The 19,511-nt window shown below is 57.6% G+C and carries 20 protein-coding genes and 1 riboswitch; of the genes, 13 read left to right on the plus strand and 7 right to left on the minus strand.

All coding sequences use genetic code 11. The features are described from left to right. Positions 1–187 precede the first annotated feature (187 nt). Positions 188–1,387 (minus strand): tyrosine--tRNA ligase, encoded by a 1,200-nt coding sequence (gene tyrS / locus FZE95_RS18365; RefSeq protein WP_150302275.1) that lies wholly within the window; start codon positions 1,385–1,387, stop codon positions 188–190. A gap of 238 nt (positions 1,388–1,625) precedes the next feature. Here tyrS and FZE95_RS18370 point away from each other — a divergent pair, with 238 nt between their 5' ends. Both FZE95_RS18370 and FZE95_RS18375 read left to right on the plus strand, forming a co-directional pair. Beyond that, a complete protein-coding gene (locus tag FZE95_RS18370; RefSeq protein WP_150302276.1) occupies positions 1,626–3,077 on the plus strand; it encodes a peptidoglycan DD-metalloendopeptidase family protein in 1,452 nt (483 codons plus the stop codon). Beyond that, the gene (locus FZE95_RS18375) at positions 3,077–4,177 is read left to right on the plus strand and encodes an anhydro-N-acetylmuramic acid kinase (RefSeq protein ID WP_150302277.1); all 1,101 of its coding nucleotides are present in this window, start codon (positions 3,077–3,079) and stop codon (positions 4,175–4,177) included. Before FZE95_RS18370 ends, FZE95_RS18375 begins: the two co-directional genes overlap by 1 nt. Here the strand turns inward: FZE95_RS18375 and FZE95_RS18380 are convergent, their stop codons facing one another. From FZE95_RS18380 to argC, 5 genes are all read right to left on the minus strand, one after another. Continuing rightward, on the minus strand, positions 4,178–5,317 hold the full coding sequence (locus tag FZE95_RS18380) for an NnrS family protein (RefSeq protein ID WP_150302278.1): 1,140 nt from the start codon (positions 5,315–5,317) through the stop codon (positions 4,178–4,180). Positions 5,318–5,469: 152 nt separating this feature from the next. Beyond that, on the minus strand, positions 5,470–5,823 hold the full coding sequence (gene erpA / locus FZE95_RS18385; protein ID WP_150302279.1) for an iron-sulfur cluster insertion protein ErpA: 354 nt from the start codon (positions 5,821–5,823) through the stop codon (positions 5,470–5,472). A 70-nt stretch (positions 5,824–5,893) separates the two neighbouring features. Then, positions 5,894–6,322: a bactofilin family protein gene (locus FZE95_RS18390; RefSeq protein WP_150302280.1), complete on the minus strand. Its 429-nt coding sequence runs from the start codon at positions 6,320–6,322 to the stop codon at positions 5,894–5,896. Continuing rightward, positions 6,322–7,086 (minus strand): DUF6776 family protein, encoded by a 765-nt coding sequence (locus FZE95_RS18395; RefSeq protein ID WP_150302281.1) that lies wholly within the window; start codon positions 7,084–7,086, stop codon positions 6,322–6,324. The genes FZE95_RS18390 and FZE95_RS18395 overlap by 1 nt, the downstream gene beginning before the upstream one ends. Next, positions 7,083–8,117, minus strand: coding sequence for an N-acetyl-gamma-glutamyl-phosphate reductase (gene argC / locus FZE95_RS18400; protein WP_150302282.1), 1,035 nt, complete (start codon positions 8,115–8,117; stop codon positions 7,083–7,085). Before argC ends, FZE95_RS18395 begins: the two co-directional genes overlap by 4 nt. A gap of 123 nt (positions 8,118–8,240) precedes the next feature. On the opposite strand from argC, the gene hemJ reads away from it, so the two are divergent. The 3 genes from hemJ to coq7 all read left to right on the plus strand — a co-directional run bounded on the left by hemJ (position 8,241) and on the right by coq7 (position 9,787). Continuing rightward, positions 8,241–8,663, plus strand: a complete 423-nt coding sequence (gene hemJ / locus FZE95_RS18405) for a protoporphyrinogen oxidase HemJ (RefSeq protein ID WP_150302283.1) — start codon at positions 8,241–8,243, stop codon at positions 8,661–8,663. Between the two features lie 85 nt (positions 8,664–8,748). After that, positions 8,749–9,087 carry a histidine triad nucleotide-binding protein gene (locus tag FZE95_RS18410; RefSeq protein WP_150302284.1) on the plus strand — a complete coding sequence of 113 codons (339 nt, stop codon included), beginning with the start codon at positions 8,749–8,751 and terminating at the stop codon, positions 9,085–9,087. A 52-nt stretch (positions 9,088–9,139) separates the two neighbouring features. Next, positions 9,140–9,787: a 2-polyprenyl-3-methyl-6-methoxy-1,4-benzoquinone monooxygenase gene (gene coq7 / locus FZE95_RS18415; RefSeq protein WP_150302285.1), complete on the plus strand. Its 648-nt coding sequence runs from the start codon at positions 9,140–9,142 to the stop codon at positions 9,785–9,787. A 21-nt stretch (positions 9,788–9,808) separates the two neighbouring features. Here the strand turns inward: coq7 and FZE95_RS18420 are convergent, their stop codons facing one another. Further along, on the minus strand, positions 9,809–10,231 hold the full coding sequence (locus FZE95_RS18420; protein ID WP_150302286.1) for an OsmC family protein: 423 nt from the start codon (positions 10,229–10,231) through the stop codon (positions 9,809–9,811). A gap of 239 nt (positions 10,232–10,470) precedes the next feature. Here FZE95_RS18420 and crp point away from each other — a divergent pair, with 239 nt between their 5' ends. The 8 genes from crp (at position 10,471) to FZE95_RS18460 (ending at position 19,501) form a co-directional block, all read left to right on the plus strand. Further along, positions 10,471–11,115 carry a cAMP-activated global transcriptional regulator CRP gene (gene crp, locus FZE95_RS18425; protein ID WP_150302287.1) on the plus strand — a complete coding sequence of 215 codons (645 nt, stop codon included), beginning with the start codon at positions 10,471–10,473 and terminating at the stop codon, positions 11,113–11,115. Between the two features lie 64 nt (positions 11,116–11,179). Then, the gene (locus FZE95_RS18430) at positions 11,180–12,532 is read left to right on the plus strand and encodes an adenosylmethionine--8-amino-7-oxononanoate transaminase (RefSeq protein WP_150302288.1); all 1,353 of its coding nucleotides are present in this window, start codon (positions 11,180–11,182) and stop codon (positions 12,530–12,532) included. A gap of 4 nt (positions 12,533–12,536) precedes the next feature. Beyond that, complete coding sequence (locus FZE95_RS18435) at positions 12,537–13,259, plus strand: 16S rRNA (uracil(1498)-N(3))-methyltransferase (RefSeq protein WP_150302289.1); 723 nt, start codon at positions 12,537–12,539, stop codon at positions 13,257–13,259. Positions 13,260–13,319: 60 nt separating this feature from the next. Continuing rightward, a complete protein-coding gene (locus FZE95_RS18440) occupies positions 13,320–14,093 on the plus strand; it encodes a sulfite exporter TauE/SafE family protein (protein ID WP_150302290.1) in 774 nt (257 codons plus the stop codon). Between the two features lie 66 nt (positions 14,094–14,159). Then, positions 14,160–14,399 carry an exodeoxyribonuclease VII small subunit gene (locus FZE95_RS18445; protein ID WP_150302291.1) on the plus strand — a complete coding sequence of 80 codons (240 nt, stop codon included), beginning with the start codon at positions 14,160–14,162 and terminating at the stop codon, positions 14,397–14,399. After that, complete coding sequence (locus FZE95_RS18450) at positions 14,392–15,279, plus strand: polyprenyl synthetase family protein (protein WP_150302292.1); 888 nt, start codon at positions 14,392–14,394, stop codon at positions 15,277–15,279. Before FZE95_RS18445 ends, FZE95_RS18450 begins: the two co-directional genes overlap by 8 nt. 95 nt (positions 15,280–15,374) lie before the next feature. Further along, a complete protein-coding gene (gene dxs / locus FZE95_RS18455) occupies positions 15,375–17,282 on the plus strand; it encodes a 1-deoxy-D-xylulose-5-phosphate synthase (protein ID WP_150302293.1) in 1,908 nt (635 codons plus the stop codon). A gap of 30 nt (positions 17,283–17,312) precedes the next feature. Further along, positions 17,313–17,541, plus strand: a riboswitch (cobalamin riboswitch). Positions 17,542–17,689: 148 nt separating this feature from the next. Then, a complete protein-coding gene (locus FZE95_RS18460; RefSeq protein ID WP_150302294.1) occupies positions 17,690–19,501 on the plus strand; it encodes a TonB-dependent receptor domain-containing protein in 1,812 nt (603 codons plus the stop codon). The last annotated feature ends 10 nt before the right edge of the window (positions 19,502–19,511 follow it).

Consider the following 19,511-nt stretch of genomic DNA (forward strand, 5'->3'; position numbering starts at 1 on the left):
AAACCTTGATGAGCTGCCTCATCGCTGCGAACAACCGATCCATCCAGCCCTTCGCAGAGCGGCGCATTCTACGCCTTATCTCCAGCCTGTCAACCTCTAAGTTATCGCTAACTTATTGATTGCAAAGCGCTTATTCCGTAGCGCCATGACTTGAGAGAGGCGCATTATAGGCGCTTGAATTGTGCCGTCAAGGCGTTTCTACTCGGATACGTGCAAATTTCTTCTTACCGGCCTGGCACACATATTCAGAGCCCGGATTGAACTCGAAGCTGCGCTCGACAACCTGCCCGTCTACCTTTACAGAGCCAGCTGCGAGAAGGTCCCGTGCAGCGGCCGCATTCTTTACCAGTCCAGCACGATTCAACACGGCGGAGACCGGTAACGGTCCATCAGATTCCAATGCAACCTCCGGCATATCGTCGGGCAACTCCCCGTCAGCCAAGCGGTTACCGGCTGAGCGATGTGCATTGGTAGCTGCCTCCTCACCATGGAAACGCGCTACCAGCTCTTCGGCCAGCCTGATCTTGATATCCCTTGGGTTCGCGCCCTTCTCGACATCAGCACGGAAACCCCCTATCTCGGCCATGCTGCGGAAGCTGAGCAGCTCGAAGTAACGCCACATCAATGCATCTGGCATCGACACAATCTTGCTATACATCTCGCCGGGCACATCGTTGATACCAACGTAATTGCCCAGCGACTTGGACATCTTCTTGACGCCATCCAGCCCTTCGAGCAAAGGCATGGTGAGTGTGATTTGTGGCTCCTGACCGTACTGCCGCTGCAGCTCACGCCCCATCAGCAAGTTGAACTTCTGATCCGTGCCACCCAACTCTACGTCAGCCTTCATCGCTACCGAGTCGTATCCCTGCACCAGCGGATAGAGAAACTCATGGATTGCTATCGACTGACCACCCTTGTAACGCTTATCGAAATCATCTCTCTCCAGCATACGGGCTACGGTGTATTTGCCCGCCAACTGGATCATGTCGGCCGCACCGAGCTTATCCATCCATTCGGAGTTAAACAGGACCTGGGTCTTTTCCGGATCAAGAATCTTGAAGACCTGCTCTTTATAGGTTTCCGCATTAGCCATAACCTGATCGCGCGTCAACGGCTGCCGGGTGATGTTCTTACCCGAAGGATCACCAATCATTCCAGTGAAGTCACCTATAAGGAACAGCACCTGATGACCAAGCTCCTGAAACTGGCGAAGCTTGTTAATAAGGACGGTGTGTCCCAGGTGCAGATCCGGGGCAGTCGGATCAAACCCGGCCTTGATTCGCAGCGGTACGCCACGCTCAAGCTTGGCGCGAAGTTCGCCTTCTACGAGAATCTCTTCCGCACCGCGCTTGATCAGCGCCAACTGCTCGTCAACCGGCTTCATGTCGGGAATCCTGTGGCTGTCTGGAATAAAAAAGGAGCAAACCTTACAACATTGCCGCTCAATTTCAAGCTTGCACGGCCGATGAACAGATTATGCGGCGCCCGGCATGACGGAAAAACGTCAAGAGCCTGCGTTGTAAAAATGACGGATGATGCACATTATGACTTGCGCCTTCAGGGTTTCAGTTATAATTTAGCAAGTTAGTCAACATTCCATAGAATCAATCACAAGAGCGCTTATGCCTCCTCAAAAGACAGAGACGCCGCGATACCCAAAAAGCCATATTATGGCAGCCAGCGGAATCGCTGCAGCGCTGAGTATCTTCCTGCTAGTCATCCCTACGGCGGATGTCGAAGCGCGCCGGACGTTCGTTCCACTTGAACTTGAATCGTCCCCCATACTGGAAACCCAACCCTCTGTTTCAGAACAGCTGGATGCGCTGATCGGCGAGACAATTACCCCACTCCAAGTGGCCGAGCCTGTTGATGCCCCCGTTCAAGCTGAAGCGTCTCCCGCGATTCTGCAATCGCTTGCTCTCGCTCCGCCGATGAGCCCCGAACCTGCCGAAGCGACAGCAGCGCCCCCAACTGACTGGATCAGCGTCACCGTGGCCGCAGGCAATACGCTGTCAGTATTGTTCAGCCAGCTCGGATTCTCCGCTGCCTCGCTTCACTCTGTGGTATCCAGCAGTAAAGATGCACAACGGTTCACGCGGCTCAAAGTAGGCCAGGTCGTTGAATTCAAGAAGGACGACACAGGCGACCTGTTAGCCATCCGCTCCAAGCTCAACGATCTCGAAACGATCCGGCTCGACCGAAAGGGGGACACCTTTGCTTTCACGACTGAAAGCATCAAGCCGGATGTTCGGACACGGTTTGCCAACGGGGAAATCAACAGCTCGCTGTTCCTTTCAGCCCAGAAAGCCGGTTTGTCGCACAACCTGACCATGCAGATGGCCAACATCTTCGGCTATGACGTCGATTTCGCCAGAGAAATCCGTAAGGGAGACTCCTTCGAAGTGCTTTTCGAAGAGCTACATGTAGGCGAAAAGCGCGTGGGCACCAATAACATCCTGGCGGCCCGCTTTACCAACCGCGGCAAGATTTTCACAGCTGTTCGGTACACCGACAAAAACGGAAATAGCAGCTATTACCGCGCAGACGGCACCAGCATGCGCAAGGCTTTTATCCGGACACCGGTCGAGCTGGCTCGCATCAGCTCGCGCTACAACCCGAACCGCCGCCATCCGGTACTGAAAACCGTGCGCCCACACCGTGGTGTCGATTACGCTGCAGTGACCGGCACGCCGATCCGCGCGACGGGCGATGGCCGTGTCGTACATGCCGGACGCAAAGGCGGTTATGGCAACACTGTAGTGATCAAACACGGACAGAAATATCAGACCTTGTACGCTCACATGAGCCGCTTTGCCAAGGGTCTGAACGCCGGCGACAACGTCTCACAGGGTCAGGTAATCGGCTATGTTGGCACCACCGGGCTTTCTACCGGGCCGCACCTGCACTATGAATTCCTGGTAAACGGGACGCACGTGGATCCGCTTAACGTCAAACTGCCGGTATCCGACCCTATTCCAAAAGCCGAGCGCACAGCCTTTCTGGAGATCAGCAATAGCCTGATGGCCGCGCTGGATCAGCAAGGCAGTACTCAGCTGGCATCGCTGGCAGAATAATGTCCGAGCTTTATGTCGGTATCATGTCAGGCACCAGCCTGGATGGTATCGACATCGCGCTGGTTTCCTTCGAAGGCCAGCAGGCCGCATTGATAGGCGCGACCTGCCTGCCTTTTCCCGATTCTCTCCGTAACAATTTGCTCGCACTTTGCAAACCCGGCCCTGATGAAATCCAGCGGGCCGGGCATGCCGGTATCGCGTGGGCCGAACTCGCGGCCAGCGGAGTGCGTACGTTACTCGCCGAGCATTCAATTGACGCGTCACAGGTCAGCGCTATCGGCAGCCACGGCCAGACGATTCGACACCATCCCGAGCTGGGGTTTAGCTGCCAGATCGGCGCTCCTGCCCTGCTCGCCGAACTTAGCGGGATTTCCGTTATATGCGACTTTCGCAGCCGCGACGTAGCAGCCGGCGGCCAGGGCGCACCGCTGGTTCCGGCGTTTCATCATTGGCTGCTCAGCTCCCCGCAAACCGTTCGCGTTCTGGTCAATATCGGTGGCTTTGCCAACCTGACGGTTCTGAGGCCCAACCAGGCTGTATCGGGTTTTGATAGCGGCCCGGGAAATGTGCTGCTTGATCACTGGATCAGTCAACATCATGGCGAAGCCTTCGATCGCGATGGAGACTGGGCACGAAGCGGCACAGTGAAAGACGAAATCCTCAGCCGAATGCTGGATGATCCCTATTTCCAGCGTAAGCCGCCGAAAAGTACTGGCCGTGAATATTTCAATGCGTCCTGGCTGGAAAGCATACTGCAGCAGGCAAGCGAAACCTTCGATCCTGCCGATATTCAGGCAACCCTGCTAGAGCTCACCGCCCGATCCATCGCTCAGGATGTTTTCACCAGCGTCACCGATACGGCAGACATCTACCTGTGCGGCGGCGGTGCACGCAATGGCTGGCTGATGCAACGTCTCGAGCAATTACTGGCACCGCTATCGGTCAGCAGCACTCATGCGGTCGGTGTCGACCCCGACTGGATGGAAGCTATCGCCTTCGCCTGGCTGGCGTGGCGCTTTGATAAACGAGAAACCGCGAGCCTACCCGCCGTCACGGGAGCGCGAGGCAAGCGGATTCTCGGGGCGTTGTATCCGGCTTGATCAAGGTCGTGCTGTTTTGCCGGGTACGTTTCTGAACCTGAGCAGGAAAACCAGCAAACCGAGAAACGCCACACTCCAGCCAGTGGCAGCCAACACATGCATTTCCACGACCGGAATCAGCGTACCAGCGAAGATGCGGGCTACGGCAGCGAGACTGATCAACCCTGTCGCAAGGTAGATTGCCGGCGCAGCGTTGGGGTCCTTTCGAGTCCGCTGCGCCTGGCTACGCGCCATGACAGAAAGCGTCAGGCTCCCCAACGCTCCGACGCTAACCCCATGCAACGCCGTCGACAACGGCAGCGCCTGGAAAAGCAGCGCACCACCGATCAGGAGCCATCCAACAACCAACCAGGTATAACCTGCCGTCAAAGCAAGCAGATCCGACCGATCCAGACATTGCCAGACAGGCCAACGCAGCAGCCGGACCAGGGCCACACCCGCTGAAACAAGGAGTGAAATCCCCACAATTAACTGTGCCGCTTCGCCTGGAAGCAGATTGGCGGTCAGAGCCGAAGCCAGCAACAGGAGCACATATCCCTCCAACCGCGGCTGAAGTCGGGCTTGAAGCTCGCGGTTCTGTTTCAACAGATGCGTCGCTATGGCGGGCGCGAGCATTCTTCCGCTCATGAAGAACATCAGCGCACTTAATAACAGAATGGCTTCGAACAACAATCCATGCGCCGGTCCAGGGTGATCAGCCAGCAGCAGCGTCTGAAACACGGCCGCAGCCACACATAGTCCAAGCAAAATGGGCGCAAGCGTTTTGTTGCGCCATTTTTTCGCGGCAGCGAAGCGCGGCACCACTTTGTAGGCAAGAACCGCAGCAAACAGAATATTGGCCAATGCCGACAGGTAACTTGCAGGCCAGCCGAGAAAAGCAACACGTGCAGCAAGCCAGAGCGAGAGCATTGTCCCCAGCCACCGCCGAGGCTGCGGACCAAGCACGTACCCCGCCACAACCGCGATGGCAAAGCCAAACAGCATTTCGTGGGCGTGACCTAGAGAACCGACCAGACCAGGAGGAGCAGCCAGTATTCCAAACTGTGCCAGCACGGACCACGGCAGGATAAATGCGCCGTAGGCGGTGGCGACAGGAAAAAAGATCAGACTGGCCAAGGGTTGTTTCGCTTGCTTGGACAAACCCTTTCTCCTACTCAGCGAAGGGAAGCCGGCGCTGCATTTGTTCGGATTTTCAAAGGGGGTACGACAACCACGAACACCGGTTATCGGGGCGGCGCCCAATGAGATGAGAGGACACCGGTACGGCCCGCCGTAGCGGACAGGCTACTGACTCAGATAGAGAATGATGAACCGCAGCCGCACGTGCTAGCCGCGTTAGGATTGTTGATCACGAAACGGGAACCTTCGAGACCTTCCTGATAATCAACTTCTGAACCAGCGAGATACTGGAAGCTCATCGGATCCACTACCAGCCTCACACCGCCACGCTCGACAACCGTATCGTCCTCGGCCAGCTCATCGTCGAAGGTGAATCCGTATTGGAACCCCGAACAGCCGCCCCCCGTAACAAACACACGCAGGCTCAGGCGCTCATTGCCCTCTTCTTCGATGAGAGCACGCACCTTACCAACCGCGCTATCCGAGAAGTTCAGCGGAGTGGGGGTAAAGATTTCAGCAGTCGACATACAACCTCCAGCAGCGGGTACCGCAGCACAACAGACCCGGTATTATGGTTAACCCGAGTCTTTTGGTCAACTATTCACCCGGCTCGCTTCCTATCGAAGCCAGATTGACCGGCAGCTCGTCATTGGCCAGCTCGTTGCCCAGATATTTCAACTGACCGCTTATCTGTGCGCCCATTACCATTTCCATGAAACGGTAGTGCAGATCTCCGTTGATGCGGGCGTTGGTGTCCAGCTCCAAATGCTCGAACGCATACACATCACCCATTATCTGGCCATTCACTTTCACGCTGGGCGCCCTGATCACGCCTTCAACCTGACCGTGCTCGCTGACCCGAACCAACCCCTGCTCGGCTTCAATGCTACCAATCACACGCCCATCAATTTGCAACGCTCCCTGGAAGCGGATATCACCACGCACCACCGCATCCTGGGCAATGACGGTCGTCTTCCCACCAAACTGACTGATGTCCATTTTTTTTAGCTTTTCGGTTTTCCACATCAGGATTTTGCTCCCGTTACTGTCCAGTCGAACATCTGTTCCACCAACGTCTTGCCGTCATGCTCGGCACGTAGATGCACACGTTTAGGTTGAAACCCTTCTGGAAGCGACAATTCGGCTTCCCTGCCACTGGCCGGCAGCACCTGAAAATAGCGAAAATCCAGCGCCAGCCCTTCATCGTCTCCGACCGCAGTCATGCTCGATAAAGGTATCACTACTTCCTCACCGTCGCGCGAGCCGTGCACCTCAATAAACAGGGTCGCCTGTGTTGTTTCGCTCTCGCTGCCTACCCGGCTGACCATAACCTTGTAGCGAAACACATCCGGGCGCTCGGTGGACTGCAACTCAAACGCCTGGAAGCGCAAGCCCGGCACCATCGCATTGGGTGCCAATGCACCCTGATAGGTAGCAAGATCCTGCTGCAGCTTGAAGAGTTGCTGTTCCAGATCAGTGATAATCTTCCGACCATCTCTCACTGCTTCGCGGGCGACCAGCAGATCGACTTCCAGTTGCTGGTAACGCTGCTGCGTCTGGTCCAGCTCAGCCCGAAGCGTTTGATGGCTGTCACGCAGCTGGGAATGATTTTCGACTAATTGCGACCGCAGGGCGGCATCCCACCCAAGCCAGGCGGCAGCCGGAAATGCCAGTAACACAAATATCGCCAGGACGCGCCTGGCCAGGCGGGCGAACCGTGATTCCACCGGAACCACGGCAAGACGATGTCCGCGCCGTAACGGAACCCGGCGCAGCAACTGGTCGGTCAAGGCATCAGCGCCGGATGAGCGAGTCCGAGGCTTTCTTCGAGCCCCAGCGCAATGTTCATATTCTGGATCGCCTGTCCGGATGCGCCCTTGACGAGGTTATCGATCACCGAGAGGACCACCACCAGGTCGCCTCCCTGCGGACGATGAACCGCCAGCCGGCACTGGTTCGCGCCGCGTACGCTTCGCGTTTCAGGATGACTTCCTGCCGGCATCACATCGACGAAAGGCTCGTCTGCATAGCGGTCAACGAATAGCTGCTGCAGATCGACAGAATGATCCGTGACTGTGGCATAAAGCGTAGCGTGAATACCGCGGATCATGGGCGTCAGGTGTGGTACGAATGTCAGACCTATCTGCCCCCCTGACGCAATGCGCAAGCCCTGGCTGATTTCTGGAAGGTGCCGGTGTCCTATTACGCCATAGGCTTTCATGCTTTCACCCGCCTCGCCAAACAGCGCACCGACGCTCGCGCCACGTCCAGCACCGCTAACACCAGACTTGCAATCGGCAATCAGTCGCATGGTATCGGCCAATCCGGCTTCAAGCAGAGGCAGTAGCCCCAGTTGCACGGCGGTCGGGTAGCAACCTGGCACAGCGATCAGCTGCGCGCTGCGTATTGCCTCCCGGTTTACTTCTGGCAGACCATAGACGGCCTGGCCAAGCAAATCGGCAGCGCCATGCGGCTGGCCATACCATTGCGCCCACTCCTCGGCATCCTTGAGCCGGAAATCGGCGGACAGGTCAATCACCCGAACGCCCGTGGCCAGCAACTCGGCAGCCATGGAATGGGCAACACCATGTGGCGTGGCGAAAAACACGACGTCGCAGGCGCCGAGCCGCTGTACATCCGGAACACTGAAGGCCAGATTGTCATAATGGCCGCGCAAATTAGGGTACATGTCGATGACGCGGACGCCCTCTTCCGATCGGGAAGTGATGACCTCAACCTGCGCTTCAGGATGCTGAGCCAGTAACCGAAGCAGTTCCACTCCGGTATACCCGGTGCCGCCGACAATGCCGATCCTGATCATGATTGCTCCCCAAAACGATTGAACATGGCAAATAGACCTCTATGATAAGAGTCCGCTGGAGCAAATTACCAGTAAAGCCATCCCATCATCGGCAGCGTGCCGAAACTTGTTAAGGATCGTCAGGTGTATCTCTGGATCAAGGCATTCCATATCATCGCTGTCATCACCTGGTTTGCGGGCCTGTTTTATCTGCCTCGCCTGTTCGTCTATCACGCCGCTGCAGATGATCGGCTGAGCCTGGAGCGGTTCAAGGTGATGGAGCGCAAGCTTTATCGGGGCATCATGATGCCGTCCATGCTGGTAGCGGTAGTGCTGGGGCTCTGGATGGTGATGCTGCAGCCCGGGTATCTTGAGCAGGCCTGGCTACATGCCAAGCTCACGCTGGTCGCGCTGATAGTGGTCTACCACTTCGCCTGCGGTGCCCTGCTACGAACCTTCGCCGCTGACCAGAATACGCGCTCGCACGTGTTTTACCGCTGGTTTAACGAAGCTCCGGTATTGGTATTGATGGCCATCGTGCTGCTGGTAGTGCTCAAGCCATTCTGACCGACCGCTTTGCAATATGCCGTGGTTTCATTCTCGCCACGGTTGGTTAAACTGAAATTCTGCACGCGATAACGAGGAGCACCTAGTGGACTGTCTGTTCTGCAAGATAGCTGAAGGCAAGATCCCGGCTAAAACCCTGTTTGAAGATGACCAGGTCATCGCCTTTCATGACATCAATCCACAGGCGCCGGTGCACTTTCTGGTATTGCCTAAAAAGCATATCGCCACGTTGAACGACATGACCGAAGATGACCGCGCGCTGGTCGGGCATATGACCTACATCGGGCAGAAACTGGCGCTTGAACAGGGCTGTGACCAGGGGTTTCGGACAGTTTTCAACTGCAAGGAATTCGGTAGCCAGTCGGTATACCATATTCATCTGCATGTGCTCGGACAGCGGCAAATGGGCTGGCCGCCGGGCTAAACGGCCGCATCAGAACAGCCGCCGACCCATCTACCTGCCCTAGGAGTACGCGATGAGCGCTTCACGTCATTACAGTCTGATTGATCGATTACTGGTGCAAGCTGATCAGTCGCTGCGCACGCTGATCCCCGGCGCGGCTCAAGCCAACCGACCATCCCCGGCACAGCACATCACCAGTGATGATATACCCGAAAACGCGCGACGGCATATTGCCGGCCTCATGCGTATCAATCACACGGGAGAAGTCTGCGCGCAGGCTTTATATCAAGGGCAGGCTCTCACCGCGAAACTTCCGGATGTGCGAGGCAAAATGGAGCAGGCCGCGGCCGAGGAAATAGACCATCTGGCCTGGTGTGAACAGCGGCTGCGCGAGCTGCGCAGTCATCCCAGCGTTTTCAACCCGTTGTTCTATGGACTGTCATTCGGAATGGGGGCTGCCGCAGGACTGGTCAGCGATCGAATCAGTCTGGGCTTTGTTGCAGCAACCGAGCAGCTGGTAGAAAAGCATCTCGATGATCACCTCGAAGACCTGCCCGGGAAAGACGCAAAATCGCGCGCTATCCTCGAACAGATGCGTGAAGACGAGATCGAACACGGGAACCAGGCCCTCGATGCAGGGGGGGCAGTGTTCCCGGCGCCCGTCAAATTGGCGATGACATTGATGTCACGGGTCATGACAAAGGCCAGCTACCGCGCCTGAGGCGCAGCTGGCCATGGCGGGTCAGTCTACTTCGATGATCTCGTAATCGTGCGACATCTTCACGCCAGCGCGGCCAAACATGATCGAAGCAGAGCAGTACTTCTCGGCTGAAAGCTCCACCGCACGTTTGACGTGTTGCTCCTTGAGGTTCTTGCCGCTGACGATAAAGTGCACGTGCACCGCCGTGAACACCTTTGGCTCAGTCTCGGCGCGCTCGCCTTCAAGCACGGTCTGTACATCCCGGATATCCTGCCGCGCCTTGCGCAGGATGCTCACCACATCATAACTGGCGCACCCCCCCAGACCGATAAGCACCGTTTCCATCGGCCGGACACCCATGTTGCGTCCGCCTGCCTCAGGCGGACCATCCATAACCAATGTGTGGCCGCTGCCGGATTCGCCGACGAACATTGCCCCATCAACCCACTTGATATGCGCTTTCATATGCTCTCCAGCGGCACCAATTCACAATTCGAAAGACCGGCAGAATAACACAGGCCAAACGGGCCAGTGGCGGTATGGTCATTTGCAGTGAAACTGGACATAATCAGATTTGGTCTCGGAAATGAGGCTGCATGGATGCCAGGCATCCTATGATAAGGACCACAATAACGGAGCAAAAGGATAGTCCGGTTTTTTTGTCCAAGGACCCAGTTTATCAGCCCACTGCAAGGACACATCACATGGTTGCTATAGCCCCCATACCAAAAATAAAGAATATCGACGCTTACCTCTCTTATTGTCATCGCCGCCGCTTCGCCGCACGCAGCACCATCATCCACGCTGGCGACTCTTCCGAAACCCTCTTCTATATCGTCAAAGGATCGGTGACCATCCTCATCGAAGACGAGCACGGCCGGGAAATGATCATTGCCTATCTGAACCAGGGCGACTTTTTCGGCGAGATGGGCCTGTTCGATCAGCATCTCGCGCAACAGGACCGCAGCGCCTGGGTGCGCGCCAAATCGGAATGCGAAGTCGCGGAGATGAGCTACAGCAAATTCCGCGAGCTAAGCCAACGCGACCCCGAGCTGCTCTATGCGGTCGGTCGACAAATGGCCGAGCGCTTACGCAACACCACCCGCAAGGTAGGCAACCTGGCATTCCTCGACGTGACCGGTCGCGTCGCAGGCAGCCTGCTCGAGCTGTGCAAGCAGCCTGATGCGATGACCCATCCTGACGGTATGCAAATCAAGATTACCCGACAGGAAATCGGTCGTATCGTCGGCTGCTCACGCGAGATGGTCGGCCGAGTGCTGAAGAATCTTGAAGAGCAGGGTCTTATCGATGTGAAGGGCAAGACGATGGTGATCTTCGGCACCCGTTGAGGGCCTGCAGCAACATAACGGCTCATGTACAATCGCCGCATCATTTTCTCGTGGTGAGGCGATTATGGGCTTGAACAATCAGTGGATGCAGCGCGATATTTCTGTGCTCTGGCACCCCTGCACCCAGATGAAAGATCACGAACACATGCCGGTCATCCCGATCCAACGGGGTGAAGGGGTATGGCTGCATGACTTCGAAGGCAACCGCTACCTCGATGCCGTGAGTTCCTGGTGGGTCAATATTTTTGGCCATGCCAATCCGCATATCAATCAGCGAGTCAAGGATCAGCTCGACACCCTTGAGCACGTCATTCTGAGCGGCTTCAGTCATCCTTCGGTAATCGAGTTGTCCGAACGGCTGGTCCAGATAACGCCGGCCCCGCTCACCCGCTGCTTCTATGCTGACAACGGCTCGTCCTGTATCGAAGTCGCGTTGAAAATGAGCTTCCATTATTGGTTGAACATCGGCCAACCACGGAAAAAGCGCTTTATTACCCTGTCCAACAGCTACCACGGCGAGACCCTCGCCGCGCTGGCTGTGGGCGACGTAGCGCTGTACAAGCAAACCTATGAACCGCTGTTGATGGATGTGATCACCGTCCCTTCGCCCGATTGCTACGAGCGCGAAGAGGGCGTCAGCTGGGAAGCCCATAGCCGGCAGATGTTCGAGCACATGGAGAAAACCCTCGCCGAGAATCATGAAGAGGTCGCGGCTGTCATTGTCGAACCGCTGATCCAGTGCGCCGGCGGTATGCGGATGTATCATCCCGTCTACCTCAAGCTGCTGCGCGAAGCCTGTGATCGCTACGGCGTGCACTTGATCCATGATGAGATCGCCGTCGGCTTCGGCCGAACGGGTTCGATGTTCGCCTGTGAGCAGGCCGATATCAGTCCGGATTTCCTGTGCCTGTCCAAGGCGCTCACCGGAGGGTATCTCCCCATGGCTGTGTGCCTGACGACAGACAAGGTGTACGACGCCTTTTACGATGACTATGAGAACATGCGCGCGTTTCTGCATTCTCACAGCTATACCGGCAATCCGCTGGCCTGCGCCGCGGCCCTGGCGACTCTGGACCTGCTCGAGCAGAACGATGTAATCCAGGCCAACCGCAGCCTGGCAGCGCATATGAACAAGGCGACCAGCCATTTCACTGACCATCCGCACGTAGCGGAAGTGCGCCAGACCGGCATGGTACTGGCTATTGAGCTGGTCAAGGACAAGCGCAGCCGCACGCCCTTCCCCTGGCAGGAGCGCCGCGGCATCCGTGTCTACCAACACGGCCTGAAGAACGAATCCCTGCTGCGCCCGCTGGGCAATGTGGTGTACTTCATGCCCCCCTACGTCATTACTCCGGATCAGATCGATCACCTGGCAAGCGTTGCCTGGGAAGGTATCCAGCTGGCGACGCGGGACTGATTGCATGCGCGTATCCCGCTTCTATCTGGACCAACTTCTGACTGAGGGCGAACATTCGCTCGCGGGCGATGTTGCCCATTACATCGGGCGGGTGCTGCGCCTGGCACCCGGAGCGCCGGTGCAGATTTTCAATGGTTCAGGCCAGGAGTGGGCGGGAGAAATCATTCAGGTCAGCAAGCGGGAAGTGATCGTGCGGCTGGATGCACCCATACCCGGTTTGCCGGAGTCGTCTCTGCGTATTCATCTCGGTCAGGCGATGTCCCGCGGGGAACGCATGGACTGGGTGATTCAGAAGGCCGTGGAGCTTGGAGCGGCCGAAATCACGCCGCTGTCTACCGAGCGCTGCGAAGTGAAGCTGCAGGGTGAGCGGGCAGAAAAGCGGCAGAACCACTGGCAACAGATCGCTGTCAGTGCCTGCGAACAATGCGGCCGTAGCGTCGTGCCGCGGATAAACCCGCCTACTGCAGTGGATGACTGGCTCACCAGCGTCGAGGCCGACCTGCGCCTGGTACTGCATCACCGTACCGATGAGAATCTGGCCAGCATTCAGCCGCCCAAGAGCCTTGCTCTGTTGATAGGTCCCGAAGGTGGGTTAAGCGCTGATGAGATAGCCCGCGCCGAAAAAACGGGCTTCCATGCCACGCGTTTCGGCCCACGGGTATTACGTACCGAGACCGCTCCGGTTGTCGCTCTGAGCATTGCCCAGCATCTCTGGGGTGATTTCTAGAAACAGGTACCCTGTTCGGTGGAACCGGACGAAAACAGCTGGTGCTGAGATAGGGATCACATGGACTTCTGGCACGTAGTATTGATCGCCATGGGAGGCTTTGCCGCCGGCGCGATGAACGCTTTGGCGGGAGGCGGCACCTTCTTCTCGTTTCCCGCCCTGCTCGCCGCCGGCATCGCCCCCGTCAGCGCGAACGCAACGAACGCAGTTGCCCTGTGGCCGGCAAGCCTTTCCGCTGCCATGGCCAACCGCCGCGTATTGCGTCGATTACCGCTGCGCAGCTATCTCCTGCCGCTGATGCTTGCTGCGCTGATTGGCGGTTTAGTGGGTGGCCTGATCCTGCTGATCACCACTGATCAGACCTTCACGTTATTGATCCCGTGGCTTCTGCTGGTGGCTACGCTGTTATTCACTTTCAGCAGGCAACTCGGCCGACTTGTACGCAAAGGCGAAGAACTCCAAAGCGAAAACCGCATTGGACCGACAGGCTTCATCTGCCAGTTACTCGTATCAATCTACGGCGGATTCTTTGGTGCCGGGATGGGCATTCTGATGATTGCCAGCCTGGCCATCTCCGGCCGTACCGAAGTGTTGGAAATCAATGCCATCAAGAACCTCATGTCTTCTACTATCTACAGCGTAGCGGCCGTGACTTTCATCATCGCTGGTGCGATTCACTGGCCGGCCTTGCTGATCATGCTGGTGGGGACGGTCAGCGGCGGCTATGCCGGCGGGCTTTTTGCTCGCGCTTTGCCTGATGCCTGGTTGCGCTGGCTGGTCATCGCCATCGGCTGGGGCCTGAGCCTGTATTATTTCTATGTCATATACGGCTGATTGACCGGCTCAGCGGGCTTGGGTAAGGTTCAGCCCGAGCGGATCAGCCCAACCGAGGTAATCATCATGGCCCGAAAGAAACCCATCGATTTCGAGCAGTCACTAGATGCATTGCAGCAACTGGTAGAACGCTTGGAAAGTGGCGAACTCAGCCTCGAGGATTCCCTCACTGCCTTCGAGCAAGGCGTGGCACTCACGCGCGATTGCCAGCTCGCGCTCACACAAGCCGAGCAGAAGGTCCAGCAGCTGATAGAGCAGAATGGCACCCCAACGACGCTGCCGCTGGATAACACCCCGGATGAGTGACTTTGATAGTTACCTGCGCCATTGCCAAGCCCGTATCAATGGCTATCTGACTCGGCGCTTCGACAATAACCACCCCCGTCTCGAACAGTTGTTTTCGGCGATGCGTTACAGCGTCACCATCGGTGGTAAGCGCGTGCGTCCGCTATTGGCCTATGCCAGTTGTGAAGCGCTCGATGGTCAGCCGGAGCAGGCCGATGTCGCCGCAGCCGCGGCTGAGCTGATTCACGCCTATTCGCTGATTCATGACGATCTACCGGCCATGGACGACGATGATTTGCGCCGCGGCCAACCCACCTGTCATCGCGCCTACAACGAAGCGACTGCGATATTGGCAGGGGATGCCCTCCAGGCTCAGGCTTTCGAATGGCTGAGCGGCGCGGAGCACATACCCGCAGAAACGCGTCTGCGCATGGTGCAGATACTCGCCGCAGCGGCCGGCCCCCGCGGCATGGTCGGCGGTCAGGCTATCGACCTCGCTGCAGTGGGCCAGCAGCTGGACGTACAAACCCTGGAAGATATGCACCGCCACAAAACCGGAGCCTTGATATGCGCCAGCATTCAGCTTGGCGCCCTGGCTAGCGGCAAGGCTTCCGAGCAACAGCTGACAGCACTCAACGACTATGCCGGTGCCATCGGTCTCGCCTTTCAGGTTCAGGACGATATCCTGGATGTCGAAAGTGAAACCAGCATACTCGGCAAACAACAGGGCGCTGATGCAGCCCGCGACAAGCCGACCTATCCTGCCCTGCTTGGCCTGCAAGGGGCACATAATCTGGCGAGTGAGCTGCGCGACCAGGCCATCTCAGCCTTGCAGCCCTTCGATGCCGGTGCCGACCGGCTTCGGCAAGTGGCGGACTATATAATCAAACGCCAATTCTGAACCGCCGGTAAGCCAAGGTTGGGCTATTGACCTGCATCGGGTAAACTGCTCGTTTATTTTCTTGCCACCGGGCGTGGCCACAAGAGCCCTGTTTGATGCCTAGCACTTTCCACGAGATACCTCTTGAGCGTCCCAGCACTCCGCTGCTGGACCGCATCAGCGACACCGACGTTCTGCGCGGTATGGATGAAGAATCCCTTCCGCAGCTGGCCGACGAGCTGCGCGCCTTTTTATTGTGGACCGTCGGCCAGACCGGCGGGCATTTTGGTGCCGGGCTGGGCGTCATCGAACTGACCCTCGCGCTGCATTACGTCTACCAGACGCCTGAAGATCGGCTGGTATGGGACGTCGGCCATCAAGCCTATCCGCATAAAATCCTGACCGGTCGCCGCGAATTGATGCATACCCTGAGACAGAAGGAGGGTCTCGCAGCTTTCCCCCGGCGCGCTGAAAGTCCCTACGACACCTTTGGTGTCGGGCATTCCAGTACCTCAATCAGTGCCGCTCTGGGCATGGCTATCGCATCGCGCCTGCAAGGACTGGATCGCCGCTCGGTCGCTGTGATTGGCGATGGCGCGATGACCGCCGGCATGGCCTTTGAAGCCCTGAACCACGCCTCCGATGTCGGCGCCGACATGCTGGTGGTATTGAACGACAATGACATGTCGATTTCGCGAAATGTTGGCGGACTGTCCAACTATCTGGCGAAGATTCTTTCCAGCCGCACTTATTCGCATATGCGAGAAGGCAGCCGCAAAGTACTTTCCAAGATTCCCAAGGCGTGGGAACTGGCGCGTCGTACCGAAGAGCACGCCAAGGGCATGCTGGTACCTGGCACTCTGTTTGAAGAGCTGGGCTGGAACTATATCGGCCCCATCGATGGTCATGACTTGCCGCTGCTGATCAGCACCCTGCGCAATATGCGTGGGTTGCCCGGTCCGCAACTACTGCACGTGGTCACACAGAAGGGCAAGGGCTTCTCTCCTGCCGAAGCAGATCCCATTGGCTATCATGCCATTACCAAGCTGGAGCCCTCCCGCTCCGCCAGCCCTCCAAGCGGCCCGGCGAAGCTGAAGTACTCAGCAGTATTCGGTCAATGGTTGTGCGATATGGCTGCGCTCGATAAACGCCTGGTCGGTATCACACCGGCTATGAAAGAAGGCTCGGATCTGGTCGCTTTCAGTGAGCGCTTCCCCGACAGGTATTTCGACGTCGCCATCGCTGAGCAGCATGCAGTGACCCTGGCGGCGGGCATGGCCTGTGACGGTGTGAAGCCAGTGGTCGCGATCTACTCTACCTTCCTGCAACGGGCCTATGACCAGGTCGTTCACGATGTCGCCGTGCAGAATCTTGACGTGTTGTTTGCCATCGACCGTGCCGGATTGGTAGGCGAAGACGGCCCGACCCACGCCGGCAGCTTCGATCTGTCGTTCCTGCGCTGCCTGCCGAACATGATGATCATGGCGCCAGCCGACGAGAATGAGACCCGGCAGATGTTGACGACCGGCTTTCTGCACCACGGCCCGGCCGCCGTGCGCTATCCGCGCGGTACCGGCACAGGCGTAGCCATAGATTCCATGCTTCAGCCCCTCCCCATCGGAAAGGGCATCGTCACCCGTCAGGGCCAGCGAGTAGCCATTCTGTGTTTCGGCACCCTGCATGCCAATGCGCTGGTCGCTGCTGAAGCGCTCAACGCAACAGTGGCCAACATGCGCTTTGTGAAACCACTGGACACCGAGTTGCTCAATCAGCTGATCGAGCAGCACGAGCTGCTGGTCACGCTTGAAGAAAATGCCGTGATGGGTGGTGCCGGCAGTGCGGTGAATGAATGGCTCATGGCTCAGGGCATCAATCAGCCGGTACTCAATCTGGGATTGCCGGATATCTACGTCGAACATGCCAAGCCCTCGGAAATGCTTGCCGAATGCGGGCTGGATGCAGCCGGCATCGAGCGCTCGATTCGCGACAGACTTTCCCTCCCCCCCGTCATCAACCACGCTTGACCTCTACTGGCAAAGCGCCTAGAGTCCTCTCCGCTTCCAGTCGCACTGGGTGCCTGGCAGTTCAAACTGCCAGGTGAAACGGGAAGTCGGTGCAACCCCGACGCTGCCCCCGCAACGGTAAAGGATCGCAGGCCTGCCTGCCGGTAATGTCATCCGCCACTGTGTTTCGTACATGGGAAGGCGACATTATCCTGGGGATTTTCACCAAGAGAATCCCACGATCCTGAGCCCGGAGACCGGCCCTGTGCGAAGACTCTATTCGGTGCGATATGTCCTTGTGGGCGCGCTGGATGGATTCGTAGCTGAGGTGTCGCGGAGGGCGTCACCCGGTCGGTGCATGCTGCCCTCCGTCACAGGCAACTCCACTGGCTCCTCGCCCTCCTCAAAAGCTTCTTTTGAGGATCAACATGAACAAGTTCGCCCTGTTTTTTCCCGCCATGCTGGCGTCCGCCGTCACTGCAGCCAATAGCCTCGACTTGCCGGATACGGTAGTTACTGCCTCGCGCATGGCACAGCCGACAATGAGCAGCCCCGCCGCGAGTAGTATATTTGATCGCGCCGATATCGAACGTCTGCAGCCGTCCAGTGTGGCTGATCTGCTACGCCGTGTACCAGGCGCTTCGCTGACCACCAATGGCGGGCTTGGGAGCCTGACTACATTATCGTTACGCGGGACCGGTGCAACCCAGACGCTGGTGCTGGTCGACGGACAACGCATCAGCAGCGCTTCAGCGGGACAGCCAAGTCTCGAGTTCCTGGATATCGAACAGATCGAGCGTATCGAAGTGATCCGCGGCCCTCGCTCAGCCGTTTACGGATCTGATGCAATCGGCGGCGTGATTCAGATATTCACCCGCCAGGGCGAGCCCGGTCTTCGTCCGCGACTCAAACTCGGAGTCGGCAGCAATCAGAGCTTCGTTCGCAGTGCCGGCCTTTCCGGCGGCGACCAACGTACCACCTTCGACCTCGGCGCCACGCTCAGCGAAACAGCCGGCATAGATCGCACCCGCCATAACACCGGCGGCGATGAAGACCGCGACGGCTTCCGGAACCGCGCTTTCAATCTCAGCCTCAACCACAACTTCAGCGACAGACTTAGCGGTGGCATCAAGCTCGCCGAACAGACAGGCAATACTGAATATGATCTGTTCGGAAACCCCGAGGATGATTTCGCGCTGAGCACGGTCTCGACGCACCTGCAGTGGGATGTAAGCGAAGCCTGGACGACCCGTCTGGAGGCCGGACATGCCGAGGATAAACGCGACAGCATCTATGACCTGGCCACTTATACCTACAACACCTACCGCGACTCAGCCAGCTGGCTGAATACGTTGAGCGTAGGCGATCAGCATCGGCTACAGCTGGGCATCGACTGGTATGAAGATCGCTTGCGGAGCAACTCCGCATTCACGCAGACCGAGCGCTACAACAATGCAGCCTTTATCCAGCATCAGTTCAAGGGCGAAGGCTTCACCACCGAGCTCGGCTGGCGGCATGATGATAACGAGCAGTTCGGCCACCACAATGCTTTCAATGCCGCTGTGATCCTGCCTGTGACCGCTAACCAGCAGCTTGTCGCGTCCTACGGTGAAGGCTTCCGCGCACCGACCTTCAACGACCTGTACACGAGCTTCGGCGCTAACCCGCTGCTCCAGCCTGAAGAATCACAGACCTATGAGTTGCAATGGCGCGGCCAGCACGATGGCGCTGAGTTGCAGGTGGCGGCGTACCGCACGGATATTGACGACATGATCCTTCTGGATCCATTTTTCGTTGCCCAGAACATCAGCCAAGCGCGCATCCACGGACTTGAAGCCAGCCTTGGCAAGCATCTGTTTGGCTGGGATACCTTGTTGGCCGCTGCCTGGCTGGACCCGCGTGAGCGCAGTACCGGCAATCAACTGCCACGACGCTCCAAGCGAACGCTGAGTCTGGACGCAGACCGTCAGCTTGGCTCGTTCGGCGTAGGCTTCAGCGTGATCGCCAATAGCGAGCGATTCAACGATCGTGAAAACGAGCAGCGGCTGCCTGGCTTTGGCACTCTGGAGTTGCGCGGTCATTGGCGCGCTACGTCCAGCCTGCGTCTGGATGCCAAGCTTAGCAATGTGCTTGAACGGGATTACGGCGTGGCGAACTACAGCACCGGCGGTCGAACCTATGCGTATCAAGAGGAAGGACTGAATGCACGACTCGCTGTGAGCTGGACCCCGGAGATCTAGCGTCAGGGCA

It is taken from the genome of Pseudomonas profundi (genome assembly GCF_008638305.1).
In the GTDB taxonomy this organism is placed as follows: domain Bacteria; phylum Pseudomonadota; class Gammaproteobacteria; order Pseudomonadales; family Pseudomonadaceae; genus Halopseudomonas; species Halopseudomonas profundi.

Bases quoted from the DNA above. Each gene is read 5' to 3' on its own strand.
- tyrS (WP_150302275.1), bottom strand. From the start codon at position 1,387: ATGAAGCCGGTTGACGAGCAGTTGGCGCTGATCAAGCGCGGTGCGGAA.
- FZE95_RS18370 (WP_150302276.1), top strand. From the start codon at position 1,626: ATGCCTCCTCAAAAGACAGAGACGCCGCGATACCCAAAAAGCCATATT.
- FZE95_RS18375 (WP_150302277.1), top strand. From the start codon at position 3,077: ATGTCCGAGCTTTATGTCGGTATCATGTCAGGCACCAGCCTGGATGGT.
- erpA (WP_150302279.1), bottom strand. From the start codon at position 5,823: ATGTCGACTGCTGAAATCTTTACCCCCACTCCGCTGAACTTCTCGGAT.
- FZE95_RS18390 (WP_150302280.1), bottom strand. From the start codon at position 6,322: ATGTGGAAAACCGAAAAGCTAAAAAAAATGGACATCAGTCAGTTTGGT.
- argC (WP_150302282.1), bottom strand. From the start codon at position 8,117: ATGATCAGGATCGGCATTGTCGGCGGCACCGGGTATACCGGAGTGGAA.
- coq7 (WP_150302285.1), top strand. From the start codon at position 9,140: ATGAGCGCTTCACGTCATTACAGTCTGATTGATCGATTACTGGTGCAA.
- FZE95_RS18420 (WP_150302286.1), bottom strand. From the start codon at position 10,231: ATGAAAGCGCATATCAAGTGGGTTGATGGGGCAATGTTCGTCGGCGAA.
- crp (WP_150302287.1), top strand. From the start codon at position 10,471: ATGGTTGCTATAGCCCCCATACCAAAAATAAAGAATATCGACGCTTAC.
- FZE95_RS18430 (WP_150302288.1), top strand. From the start codon at position 11,180: ATGGGCTTGAACAATCAGTGGATGCAGCGCGATATTTCTGTGCTCTGG.
- FZE95_RS18435 (WP_150302289.1), top strand. From the start codon at position 12,537: ATGCGCGTATCCCGCTTCTATCTGGACCAACTTCTGACTGAGGGCGAA.
- FZE95_RS18440 (WP_150302290.1), top strand. From the start codon at position 13,320: ATGGACTTCTGGCACGTAGTATTGATCGCCATGGGAGGCTTTGCCGCC.
- FZE95_RS18445 (WP_150302291.1), top strand. From the start codon at position 14,160: ATGGCCCGAAAGAAACCCATCGATTTCGAGCAGTCACTAGATGCATTG.
- FZE95_RS18450 (WP_150302292.1), top strand. From the start codon at position 14,392: ATGAGTGACTTTGATAGTTACCTGCGCCATTGCCAAGCCCGTATCAAT.
- dxs (WP_150302293.1), top strand. From the start codon at position 15,375: ATGCCTAGCACTTTCCACGAGATACCTCTTGAGCGTCCCAGCACTCCG.
- FZE95_RS18460 (WP_150302294.1), top strand. From the start codon at position 17,690: ATGAACAAGTTCGCCCTGTTTTTTCCCGCCATGCTGGCGTCCGCCGTC.